Here is a 15,729-nt window from a genome sequence, read left to right as displayed (position 1 = left end):
AATCAGGAGGCGATGGATTTGGTGAAACTTATCGCATTGTACCGTCAACCCGAGGATCGGGACGCTTTCGACCGGCATTATGGAGAAGTCCACACGCCTTTGGCGGAGAAGATGCCGGGGCTTAAGAAACTCGAAGTCACGCGAATCGTCGGCGATCCCATGGGCGGAGCGTCGGAATGGTATCTGATGGCGGAGATGTATTTCACCGACCGCCAGACCTTGGACGCGGCTATGGCCTCTCCCGAAGGGAAAGCGGCCGCCAAAGATCTGATGGGCTTTGCCGGGAAGATTGTCACCATGGTGATCGGCGAGGTGAAGGAGGGGTGAACCCGGCGTATGAGACGGTGGAATATGCCCGGGAGGGCCGGGTGGCCCGGATTGTTCTCAATCGGCCGGAGCAGCTGAATGCCTTCAATCCGCAAATGCGCCGGGAGCTGCTGGATGCCTTGAAGCGGGCGGAGCGGGATCCCGAGATTCGGGCGGTTCTGCTCGGGGCCAAGGGGAGGGCTTTTTGCGCCGGCCAGGATCTGGAGACCATTCGCAGCCAGGCAGGTCTCGATTATGGAGATCTTTTGCGGGAAGGGTATAACCCCATTGTCCAGGTGATTGTGAGGATGGATAAACCGGTGGTGGCGATGGTGCAGGGGGCGGCGGCGGGGGCGGGGGCCAGTCTCGCCTTCGCCTGCGATTTGGCCATCGCCTCCGAAAAAGCGAGTTTTGTGGAGGCGTTCATTCACATCGGGCTCGTGCCGGATACCGGCAGCTGTTGGTTTTTGCCCCGCCTGGCCGGGCTGAAGAAGGCGATGGAGCTCGCGCTTTTGGGAGACCGAATTTCCGCCGCCGAGGCCGAGCGATTGGGGTTGATCAATCGGGTGGTCCCCCCCGAACGGCTGGAGGAGGAAGCCTTGACTTTGGCGGAGCGGCTGGCGGCGATGCCCCCCCTGGCGGTGGCTCGCACAAAGCGCGCTTTGTATCGCGGCCTGAGCGCGTCTTTGGAAGAGACGCTGGCTCTGGAGGCCCGGCTTCAGTCGGAGTCCGGGCGAACCGAGGACCATCGGGAGGGCATGCAGGCCTTTTTTGAGAAGCGCCGGCCGGAATTTTACGGGCGGTAGTCGGGAGCGCTGTTGGGAAGGGGGCTTTGGATGTCAGGGGTTTCAAAGGAATTGGAAGCGCGGTTTCGGAGCGATCCTTTTTCCTCATGGCTCGGTTTTCATTTGGATGAAGTCGGGCCGGGGTTCGCCCGGGTGCGGGCAGAAGTGCGGCCGGAGGTATTTAATTTTGCCGGGGCACCCCACGGTGGGTTCTTGTTCAGTCTGGCGGACGCCGCCTTTGCCGCGGCGAGCAACAGTTATAATCAACTGGCCGTAGCGACCAGCGTTTCGATGCAATTTTACCGCGCAGCCGAGCTGGGGGACACGCTGGTGGCCGAAGCCCGGGAGAATCACCTCACCCGTCGGGCGGGTTATTACGAGATGACGGTGACGACGGCCGAAGGGGTATTGGTGGCGAAATGTCTCGGCGTGGTGCATCGCCGGAATCGGCCATTGGTGGAAGAGTCGCCGTCCGAGCCAGGGGGCGTGGGGGACGGCGGCCACCCGGGGGTCCGTTGATCGGACCGGGGAGGGTCGGCGACCGCGTGCAGAGTGCGTGCCGCTGAACATCGTAAGGAGAAGGGGAGAGGGCTAGATGTTGAAGGAACAGTACTTGATGCTCATCGACGGACAGCACGTGGAAGGATCGACCGGCGAGTGGATGGACACCTATAACCCGGCCACCGGCGAGGTGCTGGCCAAAGTGGCCAAGGGGACCCGGGAGGACGTGGATCGGGCCGTGAAAACGGCGCGGCGGGCGCTGGAGGAAGGAAAATGGTCCAAATGGACGGCGGCCCGGCGAGCCCAGGTGCTGAACCGGATCGCCGGGATTATGCGCGAACGGTTTGACGAGTTGTGCCGGATCGAGGTCCTGAACAGCGGCAAGACCTTGTCCGCGGCCAAGGGCCAGGTCATGCAAGCCATTGAGGATTTTGAGTTGTATGCCGCGGCGGCGATGATGCTGGATGGGCGAACGAAACCTGTACCTCGGGGATTTTTCCACTATACGGTGAAAGAGCCGGTGGGGGTGTGCGCCCAGATCGTGCCCTGGAATTATCCTCTCATGATGGCCGCATGGAAATTGGCCCCGGCCCTGGCCGCAGGGTGCACCGTGGTTCTCAAGCCCGCCAGCCTGACGCCGATAACCGCCTTGATCCTAGGGGATATCTGCCAGGAGGCAGGGGTGCCCGAGGGTGTCGTCAACATCGTGGTGGGGAGCGGATCGGATGTTGGGGCCTATCTGGTGGAGCACCCCGGGGTGGACAAGGTTGCCTTCACTGGGGAGACGGGGACGGGGAAAGACATCATGGCCCGGGCGTCGGAGACGCTGAAGCGGGTGACCTTGGAGCTTGGCGGCAAGTCCCCGAATGTGATCTTTGAGGACGCGGATCTGGATGCGGCGGTGGACGGCTCTTTGTTTGGGATTTATTACAATACCGGGCAGTCCTGCGAGGCCCGGTCGCGGCTGTTCGTCCACGAATCGATCTATGAGGAATTCCTGGATCGGTTTGTGCAGAAGGCGAGCAAACTGAAGATCGGCGATCCCCTGGATCCGAACACCCACATCGGGGCCATCATCTCGGAAAATCAGGAGAAAGTGATCGATTCCTACGTCAAGCTGGGAGTTCAGGAAGGTGCCCGGGTGGCGCTGGGAGGCCGCCGGCCGGAGGGCCAGGAGTTTTCAAAAGGCCACTGGTATCTCCCGACTTTGCTCGCAGATGTGGACAACAGAACCCGGGTGGCCCAGGAAGAGATTTTTGGGCCGGTTTTGGTGGCCACCAAGTTCAGGGACGAGGCGGAAGCCGTTCGCCTCGCCAACGATACCCGATACGGCCTCGCCGCCTCTCTGTGGACCCGGGATTTTGCCAGGGCCCATCGGGTGGCCGGCAGGCTCAAAGCCGGAGTGGTGCTCATCAACAACCCGTTCTCGGCATTTCCGGGACTTCCTTTCGGCGGGTACAAGCAATCGGGATTCGGCCGGGAGCTGGCGGCGGAGTCCCTGGAGTTGTACACCGAGACGAAAAGTGTGCTCGCTTATGTCGGAGAGAAGCCCCTCAATCCCTTTGGGGTCTGAGTCGCGGTCCGCTTGGATTTGCCGGTGGAACAACGGGCGGAGCCGGGGATGTGCAGGAAGGGGTTGAGGCCGTGAAGCCAGGCTTGAAAGTGGGCCACAGGGAGACGATGTCCATTGTGGTGGCTCCCGACATGTGTCCGGCCTTTGGCGGAGTGCAAGTCCATTCCACATTGTCCACCGTTTCCATGATCTACTACATGGAGTGGGTGGGCAGGCGGGTCATCCTTCCCTTTCTCGAAGAAGGGGAGGAGGGAGTGGGAGCGGCAATCAGTGTGGAACACCGCGCCCCCGCCCCGGTGGGGAAAGAGGTGACTTTTACGGCGGAGGCCGTGGAGGTGACGCCCAGGCGGGTCGTGTGCCGGGTGTGGGCCGAGCACGACAAGGGCATCGTTGGAGAAGGAATGTTTCACCAGGCGATTCTGCCCCGACAGAAGATCCTGGATCGTATTGCCAGAATGGAGTGAAGGTGGCCGAAAAAGGCGGGGGGCGCGAGTGGGGCTCCCCGCTTTTTACTGAAGTCAGGGAGCGTGTGAACATTGGCAACCGACCCTCTTGACATATCTGGAGCACTGTTTTTATAATTTCACATTAGAAACTAGATATCTAAATATGAAACTCTGAGGTGGGAGCATGCGAGAAGCGTGGATTGTGGGGGCAGTAAGGACGCCGGTGGGACGGTACGGCGGTGCTCTTTCGTCCGTGCGGCCGGACGACCTGGCGGCGGTGGCCATCCGGGGGTTGGTGGAGCGCACGGGGGTGCCGGCGGAAGAGATCGAAGATGTGATCATGGGTAACGCCAACCAGGCTGGCGAAGATAACCGGAATGTGGCCCGGATGGCGCTGCTGTTGGCCGGCCTGCCGGTCAGCGTGGCCGGCGCGACGGTGAACCGCTTGTGCGGCTCGGGCCTGGAGGCTGTGAATCAGGCGGGGCGGGCGATCCGGGTCGGCGAAGGGGATCTCATGATTGCCGGCGGGGTGGAGAGCATGTCCCGGGCTCCGCTGGTGATGGGCAAGCCGGATAAAGCGTTCCCCCGGGGCGATCGCACCGTTTATGATACCACCATCGGGTGGCGTTTCATTAACCCGAAACTCGCGGCCATGTATCCCCCCTATTCCATGGGGGAGACGGCGGAGAATGTCGCCGAGCGCTACGGGGTTTCCCGGGAAGACCAGGACCGTTTCGCCCTAGAAAGTCAGCAGCGGGCGGCGGCGGCGATCCGGGAGGGGCGTTTTAAAGAAGAGATGGTCCCCGTTCCGGTCGAGACGAAGAAGGGCATCGTATGGGTGGAACAGGATGAGCATCCCCGCCCGGACACGACCCTGGAAACACTCGGAAAGCTGAAGCCGGCCTTTAAAGAAAGGGGTACTGTGACGGCGGGGAATTCTTCTGGAATCAACGACGGTGCGGCTGCCCTGCTCCTGGCGGCACCGGAGAAGGCCCGGGAGTTGGGACTCGCCCCCATGGCCCGGATCGTGACCTCCGCGGTGGCCGGGGTGGACCCCGCGGTGATGGGCATCGGGCCGATTCCAGCCGTGCGCAAAGCCTTGAAGCGGGCCGGACTCACGATCGAGGACATCGACCTCATAGAGTTGAACGAAGCTTTCGCCGCCCAGGCGGTGGCCTGTATGCGGGAATTGAACATCCCCCGGGAGAAGCTCAATGTCAACGGCGGGTCGATCGCCATCGGCCATCCCCTTGGCAGCACCGGGGCCCGGCTTCTCACCACCTTGTTATACGAGATGAATCGCCGAAAAGCCCGGTACGGCCTGGTGACCATGTGCATCGGGGTAGGACAGGGCATCGCCACCATCGTGGAACGGATCGAAGGTTGATCGAAACGCTAGAAAGGAGACTGGCAACGTGCGGGAAGTGAAACGTATCGGTGTCGTGGGCACCGGGGTGATGGGACAAGGCATCGCCTATCAGGCGGCGGTATCGGGGTTTGAGACCTGGATGTACGACGCCCGGCCGGAAGCCCTGGAAAAAGCGCTGGAACAGATTGCGGCTTTGGTGAAACGGCAAAAGGAGAAAGGCTTCCTCCGGGATGAGCCCGGCGATGTGCTCGGGCGACTGCGCACGGCCCGGTCCCTCGGGGAACTGTCAGAATGCGATTTTGTCATCGAGGCGGTGACCGAAGACCTGGCCGTGAAACACAGTGTGTTTCGGGAACTGGACGGAGTCTGTGCGCCGGATGTGGTTTTGGCGACCAACACGTCGGCCAAAAGCATTACCGAGATCGCCGCCGCGGCGGCGATGCCGGAACGGGTGGTGGGCATGCATTTCTTTAACCCCGTTCATCGCATGGAACTGGTGGAGGTGGTGCGGGGGCTGGAGTCGGCCGAGTGGGCGGTGGAGCAGACCGAGGGTGTCGGCCGCAGCCTGGGCAAGGAGACGATCCGGGTGAACGAGCGCCCGGGATTCGCCACCAGCCGGATCAGTGCGATGATTGGCAACGAGGCCTTCTACATGTTGATGGAAGGCGTCAGTTCGGCGGAGGAGATCGACAAGGCCATCAAGTTGGGACTGCATTTTCCCATGGGGCCCTTTGAACTGGGCGACCTGGTGGGATGGGACACGCGCCTTCATGTATTGGAATACCTCCACCAAACCTTGGGGGAAAAATTCCGCCCGTGTCCCCTACTGGTCCAGTATGTCCGGGCCGGCCGGTTGGGAAAAAAGGTCGGCCGGGGGGTTTACGAGTACGATGAGGAAGGGCGCCGGATTCCCGGGTCGGCGTCCGGGCGGTGACCTCGCCGCGAACATCTCGGCGCGGCGAGGATGTCGGGCCAGGTCGTGCCGGGCCCAGGGCGGGGAACCCGTACCCGGCGGGACCGGTGATGGCGAATCGACGGTTCAAGGTCCCGAGAGAAGGAAACGAGCAGGGGGTGCCGCAGTGGATGTGCAGTTGTCAAAGGAGATCGAGCAATTCAGGCAAGTGGTTCGGGGGTTTGTCAACGAGGTCGTGGAACCGGCGGCGGCCGTCATCGAGGAGGAGGACCGCATCCCGGAAGAGTTGGTGCAGCAAGCCAAGCAGTTGGGCCTTTTTGGGTTGTCCATTCCCGAGGATTACGGCGGCCTTGGTCTGAACATGACCGAAAAATGCGCGATCCTCGAGGAATTGGGCAAGACCCATAACGGGTTTACCAGCCTCATCGGGGCTCACACGGGGATCGGCAGCGTCGGCATTATCGAACTTGGCAATGAGGAGCAACGCCGGCGATTTTTGCCGGCCATGGCGGCCGGGGATAAAATCGGGGCTTTCGCCCTCTCGGAACCCGAAGCGGGTTCCAACGCTGCGAATTTGCGAACCGTGGCCGTCCGCAAGGGAGACCGCTACATTCTGAATGGCATGAAACATTTTATCACCAACGGACCTGAAGCGGACGTGGTGACGGTCATGGCGGTGACAGATCCTTCTAAAGGGATCCGCGGGATCACATCCTTCTTGGTCGAGGCGGATTTTGCCGGATTTCGCAAAGGGCCTGCGGACCGCAAAATGGGTCTGCGGGGTTCCCACACCTGCCAACTGTTTTTTGAGGATTGCGAGGTACCGGTGGAGAATCGGCTGGGCGAGGAAGGGGAAGGGTATGTCAATGCTTTGAAAATCCTCACGAACGGCCGGGCGTCTCTCGGGGCGAGGTGTCTAGGATCCTGTGAGAAACTGCTGGCGTTGTCCACCGAACATGCCCTACAGCGGGTACAGTTCGGCAAACCGATTATCGAAAATCAGGCGGTGGCCCATATGCTCGCCGACATGGCCGTGGAGGTGGAAACCCTGAAAAGCTTGTTGTACCGGGTGACCGCCATGGTGGACCGGGGGGAGAAAACGATCAAAGAGTCGGCCATTGTCAAGCTGTACGCTTCGGAGGTCTACAACCGCATCGCCGACCGGGCCGTGCAAATTTTTGGCGGGATGGGATACATGCGGGAGATGCCGGTGGAACGGTTTTACCGGGATGCCCGGATTACCCGCATCTATGAGGGGACGTCGGAGATCCAGCGAAACATCATTGCGGCGCAGTTGAAGCGCGAATACGGCGGGACATGAGGTGGGGGAGACGAGGAGCGGTAGATGTGGACGAAAAATACATCATCCCGTCGGTGGATCAGGCGGCGAAGATTTTGCAACTGCTCAGCCGGGTCCAGCACCGGCACAAAACTTTCGGAGAGATTTGTGACACTCTCGGCATCCCGAAAACGACCTGTTTACGACTGCTGCGGACCCTTTCCATGCACGGGCTGGTCTGGTACGATCAAAAACGGCACACGTACAGTTTGGGGCCGGCGCTTGTGGTCCTCGGGGCCCGGGCGGAGGAGGCCTTGGATTATCTGCAGCTGGCCCGGGACACCGTCTCCAGGATTGCGGAGGAGACGGGCCTCACCACGGTGGCGGCCCAGCGATTGCGGCGCAATCGCCTGACCTATGTGGCGAAGGCGGACAGTCACGGTGAGGTCCACGTGACCGTCTCCTTGGGTCAGCAGTTCCCCATTGACCGAGGGTCTTTTGGAAAATGTTTTTGCGCCTACATGGATGACGATGATCTGAAGGATGTGGCGGCGGCCCGGTACAGCCCGGAGTTTCTCGATGAGCTGGCCGACATTCGACGCAAAGGGTTCGCCGTGAGCCGGGAAGAACAGGTGAAGGGCATCAACGGCGTTGCGGCACCGGTGTTCGATTCCGGCGGTCAGGTGCTGTTGGCGGTGGCGTGTCTGGGGATCGCACAGGAATTGACGACGGAGCGGATGACCGATTGTGCCCATGTGCTCGTAGAGCACACCCAGCGGTTGACCCGAGAGATCGGTGGATCCGCTCCAGAGATGGAACCCGGCACCGCCGGAAGTTGACCAGGTTCCGAAAATCCCCTTTCTCTATGGGCTCAGTATGATATGTTATAAGGGAGTACAGTCGGCTCGTCCCGCTGGTGTGGTCACATCCAAGCGGCGGGCGAGATCTGCGGGCAGTGGTTGGCGCGCACGGCCACTCCCGAATTCCGCCGGCTGACGAGCGACACCCCACTGGCCCTTTTGCGGCGGGCACCGCGGCCGGGCGAGTGAGGATAAGAGGTGTGCGGGACCTGCCGAGGGGTGACGGCCATCGGCTGAGAACGCGGAGATCCCAGGCACGGGTCGAATTGCTCATAGGATAAGGAGTGAGGCGGGTGCAGCGATATCTCGTACCGCCTTCTTGTTTTGTTGGCGATACGGCCGTTCTCCGGGGCGAAGACGCGCACCACATTGCCCGGGTGATGCGCATGGTTCCGGGAGACCGGGTGGAGGTGGGGGACGGTTCGGGCACCGTGTGGACGGCTGTCATCGAGTTGGTCGGGGCCGGGGAAGTCCACCTGAGCCTGGAAAACCCCCTGGAAGAAGATGGGGAAGCTCGGATGGAACTCGTGCTTCTGCAAGGGCTTCCCAAACATGATAAAATGGATCTTATCGTACAGAAGGCGACTGAGCTGGGCGTGGCCCGGGTGATTCCGGTGGCCGCGGCCCGGTCTGTGGTTCGGTACCAAACGGAACAGCAAATTCGGCGGCTCCAGCGGTGGCGGCGCATTGCCAAAGAAGCGGCCGAGCAGGCCAAGCGTTCCCGCATACCGGAGATTGTGCAGCCAGTATCTGCCGCTGAGGCATGGCAATTGGCTTCCCAGGCGGACGTGGCTCTTCTCCTCGATGAGAGCCGGCGGGGACGCCCCCTGGCGACAGCCTTGGCCGGACAGCCGGGGGTGGGCCGGATCGCGTTTGCGGTGGGGCCCGAGGGCGGCTGGGACCCCGGGGAGGTTGAAGAAGCGGCCTCCCTGGGGGTGGAGCCCGTGCATCTCGGGCCCAGGATTCTACGCACCGAGACGGCGGGGATCGCCGCCGCCGCGGCGATTTTGTACCATTATGGTGAGTGGGGGAGGTGAAGGCGGTGAACCGGGTCGCTTTTCACACACTGGGATGCAAAGTGAATGCCTACGACACCGAAGCGATCCGGCACCTGTTTCGCAATGCCGGATATACCGAGGTCCCCTTCGAAGATGAAGCGGACGTGTATGTGATCAACACCTGTTCGGTGACCAACGTCGGAGACCGAAAGTCCCGCCAGATCATTCGCCGGGCTATCCGAAGAAGTCCGGAAGCCACTATCGTCGTGACCGGATGTTATGCCCAGGTGGCGCCGGGGGAAGTGGCGGCCATCCCCGGAGTGGATTTGGTGATGGGCAATGACGGACGGGGGCGGATCGTCGAATGGGTGGAGAGGGTGCGGGAGGAGCGCCGGCCCTACCAGGTGGTTTCCAACGTTCGTCGGGTCCGGGATTTTGAAGAACTCGACGTTCCAGATTTTGCCGACCGAGCCCGGGCGACCTTAAAGATTCAAGATGGGTGCAACAACTTCTGCTCCTTCTGCCTCATTCCATTTTCCCGGGGATTCATCCGGAGCCGAAAGCCGGAGAATGTCCTCCACCAAGCCCGGCGCCTGGCCGAAGCGGGGTACCGGGAGATCGTCCTCACCGGTATTCACACCGGGGGTTACGGGGCGGATTTGGAGGGCTACACCCTGACGGATCTTCTGGTGGACCTGGAGCGCGAGTTGGAGGATTCCGTTCGAATCCGCATCAGTTCTATTGAAGCGAGCCAGGTTGACGAACGTATGCTCAACGTGCTTGAGGGTTCCAAGCAGATTTGCCGTCATCTTCACATTCCCCTTCAGTCCGGCGATGACGAGGTCCTTCGTCGGATGCGGCGCAAATATACAGTGGCCGAGTACGCCGAGAAGATTCACCGGATTCGGGAGGTGCTCCCGGAGGTGGCGGTGACCACCGATGTTATTGTGGGATTCCCGGGGGAGGCGGAGGAACAATTTGACAACACCCGGCGTTTGATTGAAGAACTAAAGTTTAGCCAGCTTCACGTGTTCCCGTATTCACCCCGGCGCGGCACCGCGGCGGCGCGCTATCCGAATCCAGTCCCCGCCGAGGTGAAAGAAGAACGGGTCCGGCAGTTGGTGCGTCTGTCGAAAGAGCTGACCCTGGCTTATGCCTCGCGGTTTGTGGGCAGGGTTCTGCCAGTGGTGGTGGAGAGTTCGTTTGACGACCGGCGGGCGGAGGATGGGAAAATGCTTTTTACCGGCCATGCGGACAATTATCTGGAGATGGTTTTTGCGGCCGACCCGTCGATGGTGGGCCAACTGGTGGAGGTGCGCCTGGAAGATCCCGGGGCCGAGCGGTCCTTCGGCTCCGTGGTCCGGCAGATCAGTTTCGCCCCGCAGGAGGATCAGGAACTTGTCCGGGCTGACCGGCGGGGTGAGACAACCGGAGGTATTTTTCCCATCGCCCTGGAAGGTTAATGGGGTTTGGTCTGTCGGGGGCTTCGGGGAGGTATCGAACCGTCCGGCGGGCCTGAGGCCGGAAGGCTGATGGCGAGAGCCGGGATTCGCAGGAAGGGGTGCGCAAAGATGGAGATGGCGGCGGGAGGCGTGGTGGTGCGGCAAAAGGGCGGGGCGTGGGAGATTTTGATCATCGATGACCGATTTGGCCATGTCTCGCTTCCCAAGGGTCATCAAGATCCGGGGGAAACCCTGGAGCAAACGGCTCTGCGGGAGATCGAAGAAGAAACCGGGGTCCAGGGCGAAATCCTGGGAGCCATCGGCACGGTGAGATATCCTTACACTCGGCCGGACGGACAATCGGGGGAAAAAGAGGTGCACTACTACCTCGTGAAGGCGCGGTCCGAGGTGATTCGCCCCCAGCAGGAGGAGATCGCCGGGGCCCGGTGGGTGGAGGCCCAAGAGGCCCTGCGGTTGCAGCGGGAGAAGGGCTACCCCAACAATACCCCGATTTTTGAAGCGGCGCTTCGAAGCCTGGACAACGCCCGAGGAGCTTCTCAATGACCGGGGGTTTTTCGATCGGGAATCAGCCATTCGATCAGGTCGGCGTACGGCCGGGCCACGGGCAGGACCGCGATGGAACTGATGATGTTAAAGAAAGTGTGGGCGTTGGCCACCTGCAGAGCCGGCGTGCCGCCGGTGTGTTGGATGAAAGCCGTAAAATATGGAAGAATGGGCATAAAGGCGGCTGCTCCCAAAACGTTTAACAGGACGTGAGCGGCCGCCACTCGTTTTGCCGCCGTGGGGGCGCCGATGGAGGCCAGCACCGAGGTGATGCAGGATCCCACGTTGTTGCCGATGACGATGCCCACGGCGCCGGGAAGATCCACAAGCCCCTGGCTGGCTAGGGCGATGGTGAGGGCGGTGGTGGCGCTGCTGCTCTGAACCAAGGCGGTGAGCACGGTGCCGCTGAGGACGGCCAACCAGGGGTTGTTCGACGATTCCAAGAGCAGTCGGCGAAACCAGTCGGATCGGCCAATGGGCTGCAAAGACAGGCTCATGAGTTTGAGGGCCATGAAAATCATCCCAAACCCGATGAGGGTGATGCCGATGTGGTGCCAAAGCCGCCGGGAGGTCAGAGCCAGGAAGACGCCGGCCACCAGGCAGGGGAGCACCAGCGCATCCAGTTGGAGGGCGATGATCTGGGTCGTCACACAAGTGCCGATATTGGCGCCCAGGATGATCCCGATACTGTCCGGAAAGGCCAGGGTCCCGGCCGCCACCAATCCGATGGTGATCACGGTGACCGCTCCGGAACTTTGGAGGACGGCCGTGACGACAGTGCCGGTGATGAGCCCGCGAAAAGGCGTTTTTACCAGTCGATTGAGCAGGGCGGGCAGGTGGCTGGCGGCAAGGGGCTCAAGGCCGTGGCGCAGTGTCCACATCCCGCCGAGAAATCCCACTAAACCCGCGAAAAGTCCAAACCAGGCATACATAGATTGTCCTCCTGGACATCGTGATGGGACATGTATATGCAGGATGTGGCCAAGCGTGAACCGGCGGGAGATTGCAACGGGTGTTGCGGCATGTGGGGAGGTCGTTGGGTTGATGGGTAGAGTCGTTCTTGACAAAGATCGGAAGCGGCGTCTGGAACAAGGAAGTCCGTGGATATTTCGCGGCGAGGTGGCCCGGGTGGAAGGCGATCCGGCACCCGGGGACGTCGTCGAGGTGGTCAACCATCAGGGGCATTTTCTCGCCAAAGGGTATATCAACCCGCGATCCCAGATTCTGGTTCGGGTGCTCACCTACCGGGCCGATGAACCGATCGATGCCTCTTGGGCCGCCCGGCGGGTGGACGAAGCCCTGGCCTGGCGGGAGCGGTTTTTAGCTGGAGCGCGAAGTTGTCGATTGATCTACGGGGAAGCGGATTTTCTCCCGGGATTGATTGTGGACCGGTTCGAAAATATTCTGGTGGTTCAGGTGCTCGCTCTTGGGATGGAACGGCTGTGGCCCTGGATTCGCCAGGCCCTGGTCGATCGCCTGGCTCCCCAGGGGATTTTGCTCCGCAACGACGTGCCGGTTCGGGAGAAAGAGGGCCTGCCTCTTGAAGTGCGCCGGGACTATGGCGAGGTGCCGGCGAGGGTGTGGATCGAGGAAAATGGGCTTCGTTTGGCCGTGGACGTGTGGCGGGGACAGAAGACCGGGTATTTTTTTGATCAGCGGGAGAACCGCCTGGCCATTGCCCCGCTGGTTCCCGGCGCCCGGGTCCTGGATGTGTTCACCCACACGGGGGCTTTCGCCCTTCACGCATTAAAATTTGGCGCGGACAGGGTGGTGTGCGTGGACCAATCCCGGGAGGCCCTGGATTTGGCCCGGGAAAATGTGGAGGCAAACGGCTACGCCGGGCGGGCGGAGTTCGTGGAGGCCAACGCCTTCGATGAGTTGCGGGCCCTCGTTGACCAGGCCCGGCAATTCGACGTGGTGATTCTCGACCCGCCGGCTTTTGCCAAATCCCGCTCTTCTTTGCCCGGGGCGATTCGGGGTTACAAGGAGATCAATCTACGGGGGATGAAGCTGGTCCGGGACGGCGGCTTTCTCGTCACCGCCTCTTGTTCCTGGCATATGCACCGGGATCTGTTTCTCGATACGATTACGGAGGCTGCCGTTGACGCGCGAAAGATCCTGCGGTTAGTCGAACTTCGGGGTGCGGCGAAGGACCACCCGGTCATTCACGGGAGCGAAGAAAGCAATTATCTGAAATTCGCCATGTTTGAGGTCCGGTCCAGGGGATGAAACCAACCGTGGTATCAGCAGTTGCCGAAATATATGATCAAAGCTACTCAACAACCGCTGTCGGCCTGACCTTTGTCTCCTTCCATCCGGAAGGGAGCCGCCCCCGGGGTGGGCGCGCTTCTCGGCGTGTGCTTCCTCCCGCGTCCGGCAATCCAGGATTGGCAAGCCGGTCCCCAAGGAAAGAAGCTCAGGACCATCCCGTACCACACGGGCACTCGCGAAAGGCAGGGGCTTGAACCCCTGTCCCGTCCAGGCGGTTAGCCTCCCGCGAGACCAGAGGGATATTTTGCCCTCAGGCAACCTCTGGCTTTGGGTCATCCCCTTTGCGGGGATACACGAATGTCTTCGTCCATTTCCTGTACAAGTTCATCATCCCCACAAAATCCGCGTCCGCGCTGTACCGGTGGTTCGGGTTCTTGCATGTGAACCGTGAGCCGCCCCGCTCCCCGAGCACTTTGCAGTGCGGACAGACCTGGGAGGTATAGGCTGGGTTGCGCTCCACCGTCAGAATCCCCTCACGAAACGCCAGGTCCCGGACCCATTCCATGATCTGTCCGCGCAACCAGTACGCCCGTTTGTGGTTCTTCCGCCCGCTCCGGCTCATCTTCTCTTTCGGCGGCCGGTACCGGCGCAGGTGCTCGAAGACGATCACCCTTGCGCCGTGCTCCCTCGCGAACCGGACAATGGTCACGGCCGTCTGCTTGGCCGCGTTCTCGTCCAAGTTCCGGATCTTGTTCCACAAGTTCGCGTTGTCCTGGACGGCCGGCTGGAGCCGTCCGCTTTGCTCCCGCTTGCGGTGGATTGCCGTCAACAACCGGTGCCGGCGATGGTTCAGGGCTCTGCCGTCCACGAACCTCGTAGCCGCCAGTTTTCCCTCCACAAACGCTCCCATTACCGCCAGCCGGTTGACGCCCAGGTCCACTGTGACCACCGGCATCTGTGGGTTTGCCCGGCGCTGTTCCTCTGCCTTCCGGGGTTTGTCTACGGATTTCTCCATCGGGATGTGCAGCGCATATCGCACCCCGCCCGGATACCGTTTGTCCCGCTTCCCGTACACCGTCAGGGATTTCGCCACCCATGTCCCGGCCCCGAAGCCCCCTTTTTCTTCGCCGAAACCGACCTGGGTCGTCTTTGACCGTTTCCTTTTCCGAGCGATGCGCTCTTTCTCCAGGGCGGACCCGGCGAGAAGCGATTCGGCCTGGGCATGAACCACCACCGGCAGCGACACCTTTTCCCACTTCTGCCCCGTGTGCAGTTTCAGGCTGATGAACGTGTGCCGCTTTTTCTTCTGCGGGTTCAGGTCATACGCGGGGTGCTCGACCATCCCCGCATAAAACGTCACCGGTTCGTTCGGTGCGCCGGGTCGTGGTTCCCGCCCGCGCTGGTCCTGTGCTGTTTCCTCCCAAGTTTTCAGGTGGCTCCACCAGGACCGCACCTTGCCAATAGCTTGGTTGATCGCCGCCCGGCGCAACTCCGTCGGCATCCCTCTAGCCGCTGGAACGTGTTCGTCGAGCGGCCACCCCGGGTTCGGGTGGGCTTTGGTCGCCAGGGTGTGAAGCTCTGCAAACGTCAGCAGTTCCTGGTTGGTGTGCTTGCGGAGGTAGGGAGTGGGAGTGCCGTCTTTTTTCCGGGCTTCCACCGTCTTGTCCAACACGTCCAGGTGCGCCGCGAAAAACTCTATGTAAAACGCAATCACGGCATTATAGATTTCCTTAGTCCTCTTCAGTGCCTCCGTCTTGCACCGGTGGACCTCCTTGTGAATCCCGATCCGGATCGTCTTGATGACCGCGGCCAGTGACCTCACCTCCTTTGCCCCAGGGTCTTTTTCCAACTCTCAGACAGCGCCGGACAAGCGTCGAGCTCGGCAGCCGCCGCACGGTCGCGCCGCCGGTGGTGCATGATCTCGTTGCACCGGGCCACCGTCCACTGGGGAAACGGGCGATCGACGAGAACAATCTCTTGTCCGGGCGCCACCCATCCCTCTTCCAGCACGCGAAAATACCACCCGCTGCGGCCGGTTTCCTCGGCCCGCTTGGGCAGATCCGCCAGGTTCCACCGACGGCCGAGTTTCCAGCAGGGTTGTCGGGGTTGGGACACCTGCACCACCGCTTCACCGACGCGAAACGTATCTCCGATGCAGACGTCCGGCTCGGCCATGCCGGAGACGACAAAATTCTCTCCAAAGCCGCCCGGCTCCATTTCGGATATGCCCAATTCTTGCCGCCAGAGGGGGTAATGGGCGGCCGCGTAGGCCAGGACGGCTTTGTCCGGTCCGCCGTGATGCTTGAGGTCCGCTTGTTCATCTCCGGCGAGGTTCGTCCGGCTGAGCCAAACGGGCCCGGAGACCGGCTGCTTCAAAATCGCGCTGCGCCATTTCCGGCTCGCCTGGGACGGGTCGGTCATCGTCTTGACCCGGCCAATATGAATCGCAATAAGTAGCCCTTTCATCTTCTCGTTACCCCCG

At 61.5% G+C, this 15,729-nt stretch carries 16 protein-coding genes; 13 read left to right on the top strand and 3 right to left on the bottom strand.

Annotated features, from left to right (window positions below; all coding sequences use genetic code 11):
- The first annotated feature begins 18 nt into the window (after window positions 1–18).
- From CVV65_RS09920 to CVV65_RS09865, 12 genes are all read left to right on the top strand, one after another.
- Window positions 19–327, top strand: coding sequence for an EthD family reductase (locus CVV65_RS09920; RefSeq protein ID WP_100669388.1), 309 nt, complete (start codon window positions 19–21; stop codon window positions 325–327).
- Window positions 324–1,112 carry an enoyl-CoA hydratase/isomerase family protein gene (locus CVV65_RS09915; protein WP_100667989.1) on the top strand — a complete coding sequence of 263 codons (789 nt, stop codon included), beginning with the start codon at window positions 324–326 and terminating at the stop codon, window positions 1,110–1,112. Before CVV65_RS09920 ends, CVV65_RS09915 begins: the two co-directional genes overlap by 4 nt.
- A 30-nt stretch (window positions 1,113–1,142) precedes the next feature.
- Complete coding sequence (locus tag CVV65_RS09910) at window positions 1,143–1,610, top strand: PaaI family thioesterase (RefSeq protein ID WP_100667988.1); 468 nt, start codon at window positions 1,143–1,145, stop codon at window positions 1,608–1,610.
- Window positions 1,611–1,686: 76 nt separating this feature from the next.
- Window positions 1,687–3,165, top strand: coding sequence for an aldehyde dehydrogenase family protein (locus tag CVV65_RS09905; RefSeq protein WP_100667987.1), 1,479 nt, complete (start codon window positions 1,687–1,689; stop codon window positions 3,163–3,165).
- A 71-nt stretch (window positions 3,166–3,236) separates the two neighbouring features.
- Complete coding sequence (locus CVV65_RS09900; RefSeq protein WP_232796581.1) at window positions 3,237–3,629, top strand: thioesterase family protein; 393 nt, start codon at window positions 3,237–3,239, stop codon at window positions 3,627–3,629.
- A gap of 166 nt (window positions 3,630–3,795) precedes the next feature.
- Window positions 3,796–4,998 (top strand): 3-oxoadipyl-CoA thiolase, encoded by a 1,203-nt coding sequence (pcaF, locus tag CVV65_RS09895; RefSeq protein WP_100667985.1) that lies wholly within the window; start codon window positions 3,796–3,798, stop codon window positions 4,996–4,998.
- A 28-nt stretch (window positions 4,999–5,026) separates the two neighbouring features.
- On the top strand, window positions 5,027–5,914 hold the full coding sequence (locus tag CVV65_RS09890; protein ID WP_100667984.1) for a 3-hydroxyacyl-CoA dehydrogenase family protein: 888 nt from the start codon (window positions 5,027–5,029) through the stop codon (window positions 5,912–5,914).
- A 145-nt stretch (window positions 5,915–6,059) separates the two neighbouring features.
- The gene (locus CVV65_RS09885; protein ID WP_100667983.1) at window positions 6,060–7,214 is read left to right on the top strand and encodes an acyl-CoA dehydrogenase family protein; all 1,155 of its coding nucleotides are present in this window, start codon (window positions 6,060–6,062) and stop codon (window positions 7,212–7,214) included.
- Window positions 7,215–7,240: 26 nt separating this feature from the next.
- Entirely contained in the window at window positions 7,241–8,011 is a 771-nt protein-coding gene (locus tag CVV65_RS09880) for an IclR family transcriptional regulator (RefSeq protein WP_100667982.1), read from the top strand.
- A 314-nt stretch (window positions 8,012–8,325) separates the two neighbouring features.
- The gene (locus CVV65_RS09875; protein WP_157935465.1) at window positions 8,326–9,069 is read left to right on the top strand and encodes a 16S rRNA (uracil(1498)-N(3))-methyltransferase; all 744 of its coding nucleotides are present in this window, start codon (window positions 8,326–8,328) and stop codon (window positions 9,067–9,069) included.
- 5 nt (window positions 9,070–9,074) lie between these two features.
- Window positions 9,075–10,493 (top strand): tRNA (N(6)-L-threonylcarbamoyladenosine(37)-C(2))-methylthiotransferase MtaB, encoded by a 1,419-nt coding sequence (gene mtaB / locus CVV65_RS09870; protein WP_100669386.1) that lies wholly within the window; start codon window positions 9,075–9,077, stop codon window positions 10,491–10,493.
- Window positions 10,494–10,601: 108 nt separating this feature from the next.
- Window positions 10,602–11,036 (top strand): NUDIX hydrolase, encoded by a 435-nt coding sequence (locus CVV65_RS09865; protein WP_100667980.1) that lies wholly within the window; start codon window positions 10,602–10,604, stop codon window positions 11,034–11,036.
- Here the strand turns inward: CVV65_RS09865 and CVV65_RS09860 are convergent.
- Complete coding sequence (locus CVV65_RS09860; protein WP_100667979.1) at window positions 11,030–11,968, bottom strand: Na/Pi cotransporter family protein; 939 nt, start codon at window positions 11,966–11,968, stop codon at window positions 11,030–11,032. The two genes, CVV65_RS09865 and CVV65_RS09860, sit on opposite strands and share 7 nt — an antisense overlap.
- Window positions 11,969–12,080: 112 nt before the next feature.
- On the opposite strand from CVV65_RS09860, the gene CVV65_RS09855 reads away from it, so the two are divergent.
- The gene (locus CVV65_RS09855) at window positions 12,081–13,265 is read left to right on the top strand and encodes a class I SAM-dependent rRNA methyltransferase (protein ID WP_100669384.1); all 1,185 of its coding nucleotides are present in this window, start codon (window positions 12,081–12,083) and stop codon (window positions 13,263–13,265) included.
- A 292-nt stretch (window positions 13,266–13,557) separates the two neighbouring features.
- On the opposite strand, the gene CVV65_RS09850 is transcribed toward CVV65_RS09855, so the two are convergent.
- Window positions 13,558–15,069 carry a transposase gene (locus CVV65_RS09850; protein WP_232796580.1) on the bottom strand — a complete coding sequence of 504 codons (1,512 nt, stop codon included), beginning with the start codon at window positions 15,067–15,069 and terminating at the stop codon, window positions 13,558–13,560.
- A complete protein-coding gene (locus CVV65_RS09840) occupies window positions 15,066–15,713 on the bottom strand; it encodes an MOSC domain-containing protein (RefSeq protein ID WP_100667978.1) in 648 nt (215 codons plus the stop codon). The genes CVV65_RS09850 and CVV65_RS09840 overlap by 4 nt, the downstream gene beginning before the upstream one ends.
- Window positions 15,714–15,729: the final 16 nt, after the last annotated feature.

Source organism: Kyrpidia spormannii, from assembly GCF_002804065.1.
Taxonomy (GTDB): Bacteria; Bacillota; Bacilli; order Kyrpidiales; family Kyrpidiaceae; genus Kyrpidia; species Kyrpidia spormannii.
The sequence above is the reverse complement of the archived record's forward strand: the minus strand, read 5'-3'. Positions and strand labels throughout refer to the sequence as shown.